The organism is Streptomyces sp. NPDC093598, assembly GCF_044764825.1.
Taxonomy (GTDB): Bacteria; Actinomycetota; Actinomycetes; order Streptomycetales; family Streptomycetaceae; genus Streptomyces.
Genome location: NZ_JBIWIV010000003.1, coordinates 57,800 through 70,746, shown reverse-complemented (window position 1 = coordinate 70,746; position 12,947 = coordinate 57,800). Strand labels below are relative to the sequence as shown.

Genomic DNA, 12,947 nt, shown 5'->3' with positions numbered 1-12,947 from the left:
CCACCGCAAGCGGTGGGGCCCTTCGACATCGTGCCCGGTGAGGCACTGGCGGAGGATACGAGATTCGAACTCGTGAGGGGTTGCCCCCAACACGCTTTCCAAGCGTGCGCCCTAGGCCTCTAGGCGAATCCTCCGCCGCAAACAATACAAGACGTTGAGGAGTGCTCGCGAACTCGTTCCCGCCTGCCGCCATCGGGTACTGTGGGCGCAGCCCCTCACGCGGCGCTATCTGACTGAACTCCCCCAGGGCCGGAAGGCAGCAAGGGTAGGTCGGCTCTGGCGGGTGCGTGGGGGGCGTCTGCGTTCCCGGACCGGATCGCCTGGCCGGGGCCCGTTGTCGGTGGGCGCCTATAACCTCGTATGCGTGTCGTCTCTCGCTCTGTACCGCCGCTACCGCCCGGAGACCTTCGCCGAGGTCATCGGGCAGGAGCATGTCACCGACCCGTTGCAGCAGGCGCTGCGGAACAACCGGGTCAACCACGCGTACCTGTTCAGCGGGCCGCGCGGCTGTGGCAAGACGACCAGTGCCCGCATCCTCGCGCGCTGCCTGAACTGCGAGCAGGGGCCCACACCGACGCCGTGCGGTGAGTGCCAGTCCTGTCAGGACCTCGCGCGCAACGGCCCCGGTTCCATCGACGTCATCGAGATCGACGCCGCTTCCCACGGTGGCGTGGACGACGCCCGTGACCTGCGCGAGAAGGCCTTCTTCGGGCCCGCCCGCAGCCGGTACAAGATTTACATCATCGACGAGGCCCACATGGTCACGTCGGCCGGCTTCAACGCACTGCTCAAGGTCGTCGAGGAGCCGCCGGAGCACCTCAAGTTCATCTTCGCGACCACCGAGCCCGAGAAGGTCATCGGGACGATCCGGTCGCGCACCCACCACTACCCGTTCCGGCTCGTGCCCCCCGGCACCCTGCGGGAGTACCTCGGGCAGGTCTGCCAGAAGGAGGCCATCCCCGTCGAGGACGGCGTGCTCCCGCTCGTGGTGCGGGCCGGTGGCGGCTCCGTGCGTGACTCCATGTCGGTCATGGACCAGCTCCTCGCGGGCGCCGCGGCGGACGGTGTGACCTACGCCATGGCCACCGCCCTGCTCGGATACACCGAGAGCTCGCTCCTCGACTCCGTCGTCGAGGCCTTCGCCACCGGCGACGGCGCCGCCGCCTTCGAGATCGTCGACCGCGTGATCGAGGGCGGGAACGACCCCCGTCGCTTCGTCGCCGACCTGCTGGAGCGGCTGCGCGACCTGGTGATCCTCGCCGCCGTCCCGGACGCGGCGGAGAAGGGGCTGATCGACGCCCCCGCCGATGTGATCGAGCGCATGCAGGCCCAGGCCGGCACCTTCGGCCCGGCCGAGCTGAGCCGCGCCGCCGACCTCGTCAACGAGGGCCTGACCGAGATGCGCGGCGCCCACTCGCCCCGTCTCCAGCTGGAGCTGATCTGCGCCCGCGTCCTGCTCCCCGCCGCCTACGGTGACGAGCGCTCCGTCATGGCCCGCCTCGACCGGATCGAGCGCGGCGTGAACTTCTCCGCGGCTCCCGCCGGCATGCCGGCCACGGGGTACGTGCCCGGGCCGGAGGGCCATGGGGGAGCGGCGGCCGCTCCGGCCCAGGCGGGCGGCGGCGGTCCGGTGCCACAGGGTGGCGGCCCGGCCGCGGCCCGTGCGGCGGTCCGGGCGCCCGGAGCACCGGGCAACGGCGGCACCGCGGCCGCCGGCGGAAGCGGTGGCGGCCATACGGCGGCCGCGGCCGGCTCCGCCCCTTCGGCGGCGGGCCCGGGTGCGTCACAGGCATCGCCCGGTCAGAGCGCGTCGCCGTCGGCCCCGGGCACGCCCAGCGGGCCCCCCGCTCCCGGCGCCCAGGGCGGAACCGGTGCCCCCGAAGGACCCGGCGGACCCGGCGCCCCGAGCGCCCCCGCCGCAGCCCCGGCCGTCTCCTCCCCCGCCCCCGGCGGACAGGCGAAGCCCTCCCCGGCCCAGCCCGCCCCCGGCGCCTGGCCCACCGCCGCCTCCGCGGGCAGCGGTGGCCGCCGCCCCGGAGGCTGGCCCACGGCCGCCCCGGGCACGCCGGGTTCGCACACCCAACCGGCGCACACCCCACCGGCGAGCACCCCCACCCCCGGCGCCCCCCCGACGGCCCAGCCCCCGGCTCAGGGTCAGGCTCAGGCCGCCCCGGCTCCCGCCTCCGCGCCCACGGGCGGTGGCAACCTCGACCCCCGCATGCTCTGGCCGAACATCCTGGAGGCGGTCAAGAACCGCCGTCGCTTCACCTGGATCCTGCTCAGCCAGAACGCCCAGGTGACCGGCTTCGACGGCACGACGCTGCAACTCGGCTTCGTCAACGCGGGCGCGCGGGACAACTTCCTGAGCAGCGGCAGCGAGGACGTGCTGCGGCAGGCACTGGGCGAGCAGTTCAACGTCCAGTGGAAGATCGAGGCGATCGTCGACCCCTCGGGCGGCTCCGCGCCCCCGGCGCCGGGCGGCCCCTCCGGGTTCGGCGGCGGTGGCGGATACAACGCCGGCGGCGGCGGACACCACGCGAGCGGCGGCAGCGGCGGATACGACGCGAGCGGCGGCGGTACGGCGACCGCCCAGCGCCCCGCCCCCTCCCAGCCGGCCGCCCCGTCCGGCCCCATCTCGCAGGCGGGCACCCCTGCCAGAGCTCCCGCCCCGGCCGCCTCCGTCCCTCAGCCCTCCGCCCCGGCGCCGCGTCACGTCTCCGTCGAGGAGGACATCCCCGAGGACGACGACCCCGACCTCGACGAGTCGGCCCTCTCCGGCCAGGAGCTGATCGTGCGGGAGCTGGGAGCGACGGTGGTCGAGGAGTTCACGAACGAGTAGCCCGCTCTCGCTTGTGCGGAGCCGCCTTTCGAGGAAGCGGGATCCTCCCTTGGAGGAACCTCCAGCTCGCGCATCCCCCTCCCTTCGGAAGCCCGCACAAGGGGAATCCGGCGTCTCCCGTTAGGCTGACCCTCGTGAAGGTCCTCGTCATCGGCAGCGGCGCCCGCGAACACGCCCTGTGCCACTCCCTGTCCCACGACCCCGATGTCACGGCGCTGCACTGCGCCCCCGGCAACGCCGGCATCGCCGAGGTCGCCGAGCTGCACCAGGTCGACGCCCTGGACGGCGCCGCCGTCACCGGGCTGGCCACCCGGCTCGGCGCGGAGCTGGTGGTCGTCGGCCCGGAGGCCCCTCTGGTCGCCGGTGTCGCCGACGCCGTGCGCGAGGCGGGCATCCCGGTCTTCGGCCCGTCCGGCCGGGCCGCACAGCTCGAGGGCTCCAAGGCCTTCGCGAAGGACGTCATGGCGGCGGCCGAGGTGCCCACGGCCCGCTCGTACGTCTGTACGACGCCAGAAGAGGTCGACACGGCCCTCGACGCCTTCGGCGCTCCGTACGTCGTGAAGGACGACGGGCTCGCCGCCGGCAAGGGCGTCGTCGTGACCGACGACCTCGAAGCGGCCCGGGCCCACGCGGCGGCCTGCGAGCGCGTGGTCATCGAGGAGTACCTCGACGGCCCCGAGGTCTCCCTGTTCGCCGTCACCGACGGAGAGACGGTCGTACCGCTCCAGCCCGCCCAGGACTTCAAGCGCGCGCTGGACGGCGACGAGGGCCCGAACACCGGCGGCATGGGCGCGTACTCCCCGCTGCCGTGGGCCGACCCGAAGCTGGTCGACGAGGTGACGCAGACCGTGCTGCAGCCGACCGTGGACGAGATGCAGCGCCGCGGCACGCCGTTCTCCGGTCTGCTCTACGCCGGGCTCGCGATCACCTCCCGCGGTGTGCGCGTGATCGAGTTCAACGCCCGGTTCGGCGACCCCGAGACCCAGGTCGTCCTGGCCCGGCTCAAGACGCCGCTGGCCGGTCTCCTGATGGCCGCCGCCACCGGCAACCTCGCCCACCTGGAGCCGCTGCGCTGGAGCGACGACGCGGCCGTGACCGTGGTCGTCGCCTCGCACAACTACCCCGGCACCCCGCGCACCGGCGACCCCATCACCGGTCTCGACGAGGTCGCCGCCCAGGACGCCCCGCACGCGTACGTGCTGCACGCGGGAACCAGGCAGGAGGGCGACGCGATCGTCAGCGCGGGCGGCCGCGTGCTGTCCGTGACGGCGACCGGCAAGGACCTCACCGAGGCCCGCGACCGCGCCTACACGGCCGTGGGCCGTATCCGCCTCGACGGCTCGCAGCACCGCACGGACATCGCCGCGAAGGCGGCGGGCGCGTAACCCACCCCTCGTGGTGCGGGGAAACCACCCCGCCGCCGATGAACCCCACAGGCCCTGGATCCGTCTCAGGATCCGGGGCCTGACGTGTTCGACAGGTGGGGGCCTGATGTTCGCTTTCCGTCATCCACCTCTCCCCAAAGCCATTCCATCGAGTGACCGATGCCCTATCCGGCTGACGGGGGGCGGAGCCCCAACTAGGGTGCGGCGCAAGCGTTCGGGCACTTGGCCCACCGGCATTGCGATGTCAGTGGCGGGTGCCACAGTGGGGGAGTGAGCAAGGAAAGCGTCGGGTCAACGGGGAGGGGGTGAGGTCGGTCGTGACCGGAATGGGTGTGGAAGCAGGCGCGCAGGCCGCGCGGGCACGGGCCCTGGCCGTGCTGCGCATACGCAGCCGCGCACTGGCCGTCGCCCTCCTGCCCGCCGCCGTCGCCGTGATCCTGCTCGCGGGCGCCGCAGGCGACCGCCTCGAGGGCCCCGTCTGGGACACCGCCCGCTGGATCCTGACGCCGGTCGCGGTCCTCGTGCTGCTCGCCGCCGCCGGGATCGCCCTGGTCGTCGCCCGGGCCCGGCCCGCCCTGAGCCCGACCGTCCCGGTCACCGAGGAGGCGGCCCCGGACCTGTACCGGATGGTGCGCGACCTCGCCGACCGCCTCGACGTCCCCGCGCCCTCCGCGATAGCGCTCACCCCGGACTGCGACAGCTGGCTGGAGGACCGCACCCACCCGGCCCACGGCCCGCCCCCGGCCGAGGAGCACCACGACATAGCCGGAGCGGGGAGGCAGACGCACCGCCGGCAGCCCGCCGCGCCGGTCCTCGTCATCGGCTCCCCGTTCCTGTGGTGGATGCGGGTCGGCGAACTGCGCGCGGTGCTCGCTCCGGTCATCGCCGGTACCGGCCCCTCGGCCCACCCGGACATAGCCGCCGCCCGGCGCTTCGTCCGGGGTCTGGACGCCGCGGTGGCCGTGACGTCGGCGCCCCGCCGCGATCCGGTGTCGCGGGCGGTGCTCGCCGGCGTCGGCTGGGTCGCCCGGCTGCTGCTGCGCAGCTGCCGCGGCCATGCCACCGAGATGGAGCGGGGCGTGGCGGCCGCGGCCGCGGAGCGTGCACAGGCTGTGGATTACGGGCTGCGGATCGTCGCCCAGGAGCAGGTGGGCCTGGCGTACGCGGGCTGGGACCGGCTGCTGACCCGGGTCGCGCTGCCCGCCTGGCGGATGGGCCGCTGGCCGTCCCGGCTCGACGCAGGTGTCGTCGCGGCGCTCACGGAGCTGTCCCGGCGCGACCGCCTGGCCGAGGGCTTCGCGTCCCGACTGGGCGAGCGGCCCGCCTGCGATCTGCTGGAGGAGCCGGGCGCGGTCGACGAGGCCGCCTCCCTCCTCGCTGCCCGCCTCTTCCACGGCGGTCCCGCCGGGCCCGGGCCGGACTGGTCGCCGGTGGACTGGAGCGAGTATCCGGAAGAGGTCGTGGACCGCAAGTGGCGCCTCGACGCGGCCCGCCTCCATCGGGTTCTCGACGCGATGGGTGTCCGCCCCGCCACCGGCCCCACAGCCCCGGAGACGGGCCCCCCGACGTTGTCCCGCGTCCTCGACCACCTCACGGACACGGCCCCCGCGTGGACGGCCGAGGGCGCCGCAGCAACCGGCCCCGGGGCGGACTCCACCGCCTCCGGACCGGAAACCGCCGCGAACGAAACCCCCGGGGCACCCACCGGCACCACCGGCACGGCACACCCCCTCGAGGACGAGGACCTCTCCGGTACGACGGGCCCCAGCGCCACCCTCGCCGCCCGGCTCAGCGCCGAACTGGCCCGCGAGGAGACCACCCCCTCCCCGGCGGACCCGTCACCCGCCTCCCCGTCACCCGCCTCCTCCCCCACCCCCGACCCCGCGGCCCTCTGGGACGACCGAGCCCTTCCCCTCTTCCCCCTCCAGCCCCCGCGCACGGCCAGAGAACTGCTCGCCGACCACCTCACCGCGATGGTGTGCTGCGCCGCGATGGACACCGCCGGGGCGACCCCGGGCCTGGACTGGCTGGACGGCCCGACCCTCCTCGTCGACGGCGAGCGCATGGCCGACCTGGCACCCAAGGTCCTCACCCTGATCGAGGACGGCGACGCCACACCCCTGCGGGTCTGGCTGTCCCAGCTCGGCATACGCCCCGAGAAGCCGGTCCGCCTCGGCTGAGCCCGGAGCAGCTGCTTCCGGTTCTGGCCAATTCAAAACGAACAGTGACGAAGTGCGTGCGTTATGTGATGTGCTGAGACCGTTCGCGTCCATGGCAAGGGCTTGCGACATACGACAGGCACATAAGCGCGAAAGGTGTCGCAGGGAGCGCAGAACACCGCACACACCACACAGGTACGCACCACCACGGGGGCAAAGGGGAGGGGAACCAACCATGGGTTCGGAGCAGATCCGCCGCTGGGAGTCGGGAGCGCTGGCGCACGCCGTGACGGATCCCTTCGGGCAGGGCCCCGTTCCCTGGCTGCGCGGCAACGTGACGTACTTCGACGACTCGGGCCAGGTCGTCCCCTGGTACGTGGACCAGGACGCCCCCCACCCGTCGAAGAAGGGCAGCGGCTCGGGCGGCCCCCGCGCGGCCGACGACGTCCACCGCCAGATCAAGGGCTTCACCTCCACCGGCGCGGTCGCGCCCGGCGAGGCCATCGATTTCCACATCACCGTCGACCCACCCCAGCAGTTCGCCGTCGACCTCTACCGCATCGGCCACTACGGCGGTGACGGCGCCGCGAAGATCACCACGAGCCCGCGCCTGTCCGGCATCGTCCAGCCAGCCCCGCTCACCGCGGACCGTACGGTCTCCTGCCACCACTGGTGGCTGTCCTGGCGGCTCCAGGTCCCGTCGTACTGGAACATCGGCGCGTACGTCGCCGTCCTCACCACCGCCGACGGCTACCGCTCCCACGTGCCCTTCACCGTCCGCCACGACCAGCCCGCCGACCTGCTGCTGGTGCTGCCCGACGTGACCTGGCAGGCGTACAACCTCTACCCGGAGGACGGCCGGACCGGCGCCAGCCTCTACCACGCGTGGGACGAGCAGGGCCGTCTGCTCGGCGAGTCCGAGGCCGCCACGACGGTCTCCTTCGACCGCCCGTACGCGGGCGCAGGCCTCCCCCTGCACGTCGGCCACGCCTACGACTTCATCCGCTGGGCCGAGCGCTACGGCTACGACGTGGCCTACGCCGACGCCAGCGACCTGCACGCGGGCCGCGTCGACCCCACCCGCTACCGGGGCCTGGTCTTCCCTGGCCACGACGAGTACTGGTCGGCGGACATGCGCCGGACCGTGGAGCTCGCCCGCGACACCGGCACCTCGCTCGTCTTCCTCTCCGCGAACTCCCTGTACTGGCAGGTGGAGCTGGGCCCCTCCCCGTCCGGCGTCCCCGACCGGCTGCTGACCTGCCGCAAGCGCCGGGGCCCGGGCAAGCCGGTGTTGTGGCGCGAGATCGACCGGGCGGAGCAGCAGCTCCTGGGCATCCAGTACGCCGGGCCCGTCCCCGAACCGCACCCGCTGATCGTGCGCAACGCCGGTCACTGGCTGTGGGAGGCGACCGGGGCGCACGAGGGCGACGAGATCGAGAACCTGGTGGCTGGCGAGGCCGACCGCTACTTCCCGCGCACCCCGCTGCCCGAGCACGAGGAGCGCGTGCTGCTCGCCCACTCCCCGTACACCGACAAGGCCGGCGCACCGCGCCACCAGGAGACGTCCCTGTACCGCGCTCCCTCCGGCGCCTGGGTCTTCGCATCCGGAACGTTCGCCTGGTCACCGGCCCTGGACCGCCCGGGCCACGTCGACCCGCGTATCCAGCGGGCCACGGCCAATCTTCTGGACCGCATCTGCAAACGCGACTGACCCACTGTCGGTGATCAAGCTCGGATACGGGAGAATCGAGCCACTTGGACAGAACCACGGGGAGGAACCGTGTCCGGATTCGTCGAAAAGCCCGAGCCGATCCAGGTTCCGGGTCTGGTGCATCTGCACACCGGCAAGGTGCGCGAGCTGTACCGGAACGAGGCGGGCGACCTCGTGATGGTCGCCAGCGACCGCATGTCCGCCTACGACTGGGTGCTGCCCACCGAGATCCCCGACAAGGGCCGGATCCTCACGCAGCTGTCCCTGTGGTGGTTCGACCGGCTCGCCGACCTGGTCCCGAACCACGTCCTGAGCACGGACGTGCCCGCGGGCGCCCCCGCCGACTGGGCGGGCCGCACGCTGATCTGCAAGTCGCTGCAGATGGTCCCCGTGGAGTGCGTGGCCCGCGGCTATCTCACCGGCTCGGGCCTCGCCGAGTACAACGAGACCCGCACGGTCTGCGGCCTCGCCCTGCCGGAGGGCCTGACCGACGGCAGTGAACTGCCCGCCCCGATCTTCACCCCGGCCACCAAGGCCGCCGTCGGCGAGCACGACGAGAACGTCTCCTACGAGGAGGTCGCCCGCCAGGTCGGCGCCGACACCGCGGCCCGGCTGCGCCAGGCGACCCTGGCCGTCTACTCCCGGGGCCGGGAGATCGCCCGGGAGCGGGGCATCATCCTCGCGGACACGAAGTTCGAGTTCGGCTTCGACGGCGACGACCTGGTCCTCGCGGACGAGGTCCTCACCGCCGACTCCTCCCGCTTCTGGCCGGCCGACCAGTGGCAGCCGGGCCGCGCGCAGCCGTCGTACGACAAGCAGTTCGTCCGCGACTGGCTGACCTCGGCGGAGTCCGGCTGGGACCGGGGGAGCGAGCAGCCGCCGCCCGCCCTGCCCCAGCAGGTCGTCGACGCCACCCGGGCCAAGTACGTCGAGGCGTACGAGCGCCTGACCGGCACGAGCTGGGCGTGAAGAAGTAGCGCACGAAGAAGCCCCCCGGCCGAACCGGGGGGCTTCTCGATGGAGCGAACGACGAGGTTCGAACTCGCGACCTCAACCTTGGCAAGGTTGCGCTCTACCAACTGAGCTACGTTCGCATGCGCCGTGGCGCGAGAACCACTATACCCAACCTCGCTCCCGCGCGAGCCGCACCGCCGCATGCCGGTTCTCCGCTCCGAGCTTCGACACGGCCGACGACAGATAGTTCCGCACGGTCCCCTGCGACAGCGCGGCCCGCTCGGCGATCTCCGCGACGGGTGCCCCGTCGGCGGCGAGTTCCAGGACCTCGGCCTCCCGCGAGGTCAGCGGCGAGTCGCCGGCGGCGATCGCGTCGGCCGCCAACTCCGGGTCCACGTAACGGTTCCCGGCGTGCACCGTACGAATGATCTCCGCGAGCCGCTGCGCGCTCACGGTCTTCGGCACGAAGCCCCGCACCCCCGCCTCCAGCGCCCGCTTCAGATGCCCGGGCCGCCCGTGACTGGTGACGATGAGGACCCTGCAACCGGGCAGTTCGGCCCGCAATGATGTGGCGACCTTCACACCGTCGGCTCCCGGCATCTGGAGATCCAGCACGGCGACATCGGGCTTGTGCGCCCGGGCCATCGCCATCGCCTCGGGCCCGGTGGCCGCCTCGGCGACGACCATGAGGTCGTCCTCCAGCGACAGCAGCGCGGCGAGCGCCCCGCGGATGAGGTGCTCGTCATCGGCGAGCAGTAGCCGGACGGGCTCCACGACCGTCATGAGGTGACCTCGCTCACAGAACGCACAGCGACAGCGGCCGGGACGGCGTCGGCGGGGGAGGGCTGCGACGGCAGCGGAATCTCCGCCGTCAGCCGGAACAGCCCCCGCCCCGCGGGCCCGGCCTCCAGCGTCCCGTCGATCTCCGCCAGGCGTTCCCGCAGCCCGGCGAGCCCCGAACCGGACGGCCCGGTCCCGGACCGCGTCCCCGCCTCGCTCACCCCGTCGTTCTCCACGGACAACACCACCTGCCCCTCCCACACCCTCAGCCGCACCGCACACCACCGCGCGTCCCCGTGCCGCAGGACGTTCGTCGCGGCCTCCCGCACCACCCACCCCAGGGCGGACTGCACCGCGGGCGGCAGCCCGGCCGCCGTCGCCCCGCCGACCGTGCAGTCGATGCCGGCCGCCGCCAGCACCCCTTGCGCGCCGGCCAGTTCGGACGCGAGGTCGGCCTCCCGGTAGCCGCGCACGACCTCCCGTACCTCCCGCTGCGACTCCTGCGCGAGCCGCTGCACCTCGACCATCTGCGCCACGGCCTCCGGCCGCCCCCGCTGGGCGAGCTGCACGGCCAGCTCGCTCTTCAGGGCGATCACCGCGAGATTGCGTCCCATGACGTCGTGCAGATCCCGCCCGAAGCGCAGCCGCTCCTCGGCGACGGCGAGCCGGGTCCGGGTCTCACGGGCCTCGTCGAGTTCGTAGACGGCGTTGAGCAGCCACACCGAGAAGACGGCCGTGAAGGCGATGAACACGCCGCCGACCAGGACGATCAGCGCCGTGAAAAGCGCCGTGAGTGCGGAGGCGCCGAGCGCGAACGCCACGGCCCAGGTGCCGGCCGCGAAGCCGCCCGCGATCCCGAACGCGCGCCGCCGGTCGCGGACGCCGAGCGCGATGATGCCGGGACCGAAGACCAGGATCACCCCGCAGACGCCGCCGGCGGCGGTGTCGACGCGCTCGCCGTCGGGTCCGAGCTCGGCGAGGCCGAGCGCGGCGGCGGCGACCGCGGCGGTGACCGCGGCCAGTGTCCACAGCAGTCCGGTGGGCTGGGGCCTGCGCCCGCGCGTCCAGTCGATCGCCCGTGACACGGTCACGAAGCAGAGAGTGGCGTGCACGGCCACCACCACCATGACGGCACCGCCCAGCCGTGCCCCGAGCGGGGCCACGGACGTGAGCCCGACGGAGAAGAACTCCATCACCGCGAAGAAGTGGAACGACCACCGCGTGTACGTCTCGACCTTCTCCGGTGTGCTCTTGTGCCGCCACCACCTGCCCGGCGTGCGCATCGGCACGTCACTCCCCCCTTCGGTCAGCGCCGCGGTTCCCAGCGGAACCACCGCCGTACAGCAAACACCCCGATGAGGATCCAGGCCATCGCGGTCGCGAGAGCGCCCAGCGCCTCGTACCCGGAGAGGTTCCCCGCCCAGCCGCCGCGCACCAGAGTGACGACGGGCGTCAGCGGCAGCAGCTCGCAGACGGAGGCGACCCGGTCCGGCAGCAGTTCCAGCGGCACGAACATGCCGGAGCCGATCATCGAGACCATCAGCAGCGGCATGGGCGTGACCTGAGCGCTCTCGCCGGTCCGGGTGAAGCTCGCGGTGGCCGCGGCGAGGGCGGCGCACATCACCAGGCCCGACAGCAGGCCGAGGACGACCAGATGGGGCGCCGAGGGCGCGGACAGGTCCAGCAGCGCGACGCAGCCGGCCGCCAGCAGCAGGCACTGCACCAGCCCGGTGAGGACGGCCGGCAGCGCGGAGCCGGCCAGGATCTCGACGTCCCGCAGCTCACCGGTGCGCAGCCGCTTGAGGACGATTTCCTCGCGCCGGACCACGAACGCGCCGACGAGCACCGAGTAGACGGCGAACAGCAGGGAGAAGCCGACCGCGGCGGGCAGCACCAGGGTGCCGGTGTTCAGCCCCGCCTGGGCGAGGTCCATCTCCTTCGCCGCCGACCGCACGCTGACCGGCATCACCAGCGGCACGAACAGCGCGGCGAAGAGCGCGCCCTTGGTCCGCCCCAGCAGGGTCAGTTCGGCGCGGGCGAGAGCGGTCATCCGGCTCAGCGGAGTCGTCGCCGCCGGTGCCGGGCGGGGCGAGGCCTGCGTGGGGCTCATGCCGCGTACTCCTTCGTCGTCATCCCCGTGGCCTGCTCCGCGGAGACGTTCTCGGCGATCCCGAGGAACGCCTCCTCCAGGGAGGCCGAGCGCACGTCCAGGCGGCGCAGTTCCACCCGGGCCTGCGCGGCCCACATCAGCAGTCCGGTGGCGGTCCGCTGGAGTTCGTGGGTGCGGAGGCGGACGATCCGGCCGTCGGTCTCGTGCCCGGTCACGCCCAGCTCGGCGAGCGGCGGAAGATCACCGACGAAGTAGCCGTCGGGCAGCTCGAAGGAGATCCGCGACGGCTCGGCGGCGGTCACCTCGGCCGGGGTCCCGGTGGTGGCGATACGGCCCTCGTGCATGATCGCCAGCCGGTCGGCGAGGTTCTCGGCCTCCTCCAGGTAGTGCGTGGTCAGCAGCACCGTCGTCCCTCCGTCGCGCAGCGCGCTCACCAACTCCCAGGTGGCCCGGCGGCCTTCGGCGTCCAGACCGGTGGACGGCTCGTCGAGGAAGAGCACCTCGGGATCGCCGAGCAGGGCGAGCGCCAGGTCGAGGCGGCGCCGCTGGCCGCCGGACAGCTGCTTGACCCGCGTGCGGGCCTTCGCCTCCAGGCCGACCAGCGCCAGCACCTCCGCCGGCGGCCGTGCCCCGCTGACGCATCCCGCCCACATCCGCGCGGTCTCGGCGACGGTGAGCTCGGACGGGAAGCCGCCTTCCTGGAGCATCACGCCGGTACGGGGCCGTACGGCGGCCCGGTCGGTGTACGGGTCGTGCCCGAGGACGCGCACCCGGCCGCCGGCCGGTTCCGCGAGTCCCTCCAGGAGTTCGACGGTCGATGTCTTGCCCGCGCCGTTGGTGCCGAGCAGCGCGAAGATCTCCCCGCGTCGGACGGAAAAGCTGATTCCGCGTACCGCCTCGAACCCGCCCCCGTACACACGCCGCAGGTCAGTGACCTCAATCACGTGTTCGTGTCCGTTGGATTCCATGCCTCAAGCGTCCCGGCCGGGCGGGCACGGAAGCAGTGCGC

Annotated in this window: 9 protein-coding genes, 2 tRNA genes and 1 other RNA gene; 6 read left to right on the top strand and 6 right to left on the bottom strand. The window is 73.2% G+C overall.

Annotation, left to right across the window (positions count from 1 at the left end; all coding sequences use genetic code 11):
• Positions 1 to 46 precede the first annotated feature (46 nt).
• Positions 47 to 134: transfer RNA gene (locus ACIRDU_RS12070), tRNA-Ser, on the bottom strand.
• Positions 135 to 206: 72 nt separating this feature from the next.
• On the opposite strand from ACIRDU_RS12070, the gene ffs reads away from it, so the two are divergent.
• From ffs to ACIRDU_RS12040, 6 genes are all read left to right on the top strand, one after another.
• Positions 207 to 303: signal recognition particle sRNA small type (gene ffs, locus ACIRDU_RS12065), an RNA gene on the top strand.
• 61 nt (positions 304 to 364) lie between these two features.
• The gene (locus ACIRDU_RS12060) at positions 365 to 2,839 is read left to right on the top strand and encodes a DNA polymerase III subunit gamma and tau (protein WP_403577546.1); all 2,475 of its coding nucleotides are present in this window, start codon (positions 365 to 367) and stop codon (positions 2,837 to 2,839) included.
• Between the two features lie 134 nt (positions 2,840 to 2,973).
• Entirely contained in the window at positions 2,974 to 4,224 is a 1,251-nt protein-coding gene (gene purD, locus ACIRDU_RS12055; protein WP_403577543.1) for a phosphoribosylamine--glycine ligase, read from the top strand.
• Positions 4,225 to 4,550: 326 nt separating this feature from the next.
• Positions 4,551 to 6,404: a hypothetical protein gene (locus ACIRDU_RS12050; RefSeq protein WP_403578964.1), complete on the top strand. Its 1,854-nt coding sequence runs from the start codon at positions 4,551 to 4,553 to the stop codon at positions 6,402 to 6,404.
• Between the two features lie 214 nt (positions 6,405 to 6,618).
• On the top strand, positions 6,619 to 8,094 hold the full coding sequence (locus tag ACIRDU_RS12045) for a N,N-dimethylformamidase beta subunit family domain-containing protein (protein WP_403577541.1): 1,476 nt from the start codon (positions 6,619 to 6,621) through the stop codon (positions 8,092 to 8,094).
• Between the two features lie 69 nt (positions 8,095 to 8,163).
• The gene (locus tag ACIRDU_RS12040; RefSeq protein ID WP_403577538.1) at positions 8,164 to 9,063 is read left to right on the top strand and encodes a phosphoribosylaminoimidazolesuccinocarboxamide synthase; all 900 of its coding nucleotides are present in this window, start codon (positions 8,164 to 8,166) and stop codon (positions 9,061 to 9,063) included.
• Positions 9,064 to 9,112: 49 nt separating this feature from the next.
• Here ACIRDU_RS12040 and ACIRDU_RS12035 read toward each other — a convergent pair.
• The 5 genes from ACIRDU_RS12035 to ACIRDU_RS12015 all read right to left on the bottom strand — a co-directional run bounded on the left by ACIRDU_RS12035 (position 9,113) and on the right by ACIRDU_RS12015 (position 12,906).
• Positions 9,113 to 9,188, bottom strand: a tRNA-Gly gene (locus ACIRDU_RS12035).
• Between the two features lie 22 nt (positions 9,189 to 9,210).
• Complete coding sequence (locus ACIRDU_RS12030) at positions 9,211 to 9,831, bottom strand: response regulator (RefSeq protein WP_390982213.1); 621 nt, start codon at positions 9,829 to 9,831, stop codon at positions 9,211 to 9,213.
• Positions 9,828 to 11,111: a sensor histidine kinase gene (locus ACIRDU_RS12025; protein WP_403578962.1), complete on the bottom strand. Its 1,284-nt coding sequence runs from the start codon at positions 11,109 to 11,111 to the stop codon at positions 9,828 to 9,830. Before ACIRDU_RS12025 ends, ACIRDU_RS12030 begins: the two co-directional genes overlap by 4 nt.
• A gap of 23 nt (positions 11,112 to 11,134) precedes the next feature.
• A complete protein-coding gene (locus ACIRDU_RS12020; RefSeq protein ID WP_403577534.1) occupies positions 11,135 to 11,938 on the bottom strand; it encodes an ABC transporter permease in 804 nt (267 codons plus the stop codon).
• Complete coding sequence (locus ACIRDU_RS12015) at positions 11,935 to 12,906, bottom strand: ABC transporter ATP-binding protein (RefSeq protein ID WP_403577531.1); 972 nt, start codon at positions 12,904 to 12,906, stop codon at positions 11,935 to 11,937. The genes ACIRDU_RS12020 and ACIRDU_RS12015 overlap by 4 nt, the downstream gene beginning before the upstream one ends.
• Positions 12,907 to 12,947: the final 41 nt, after the last annotated feature.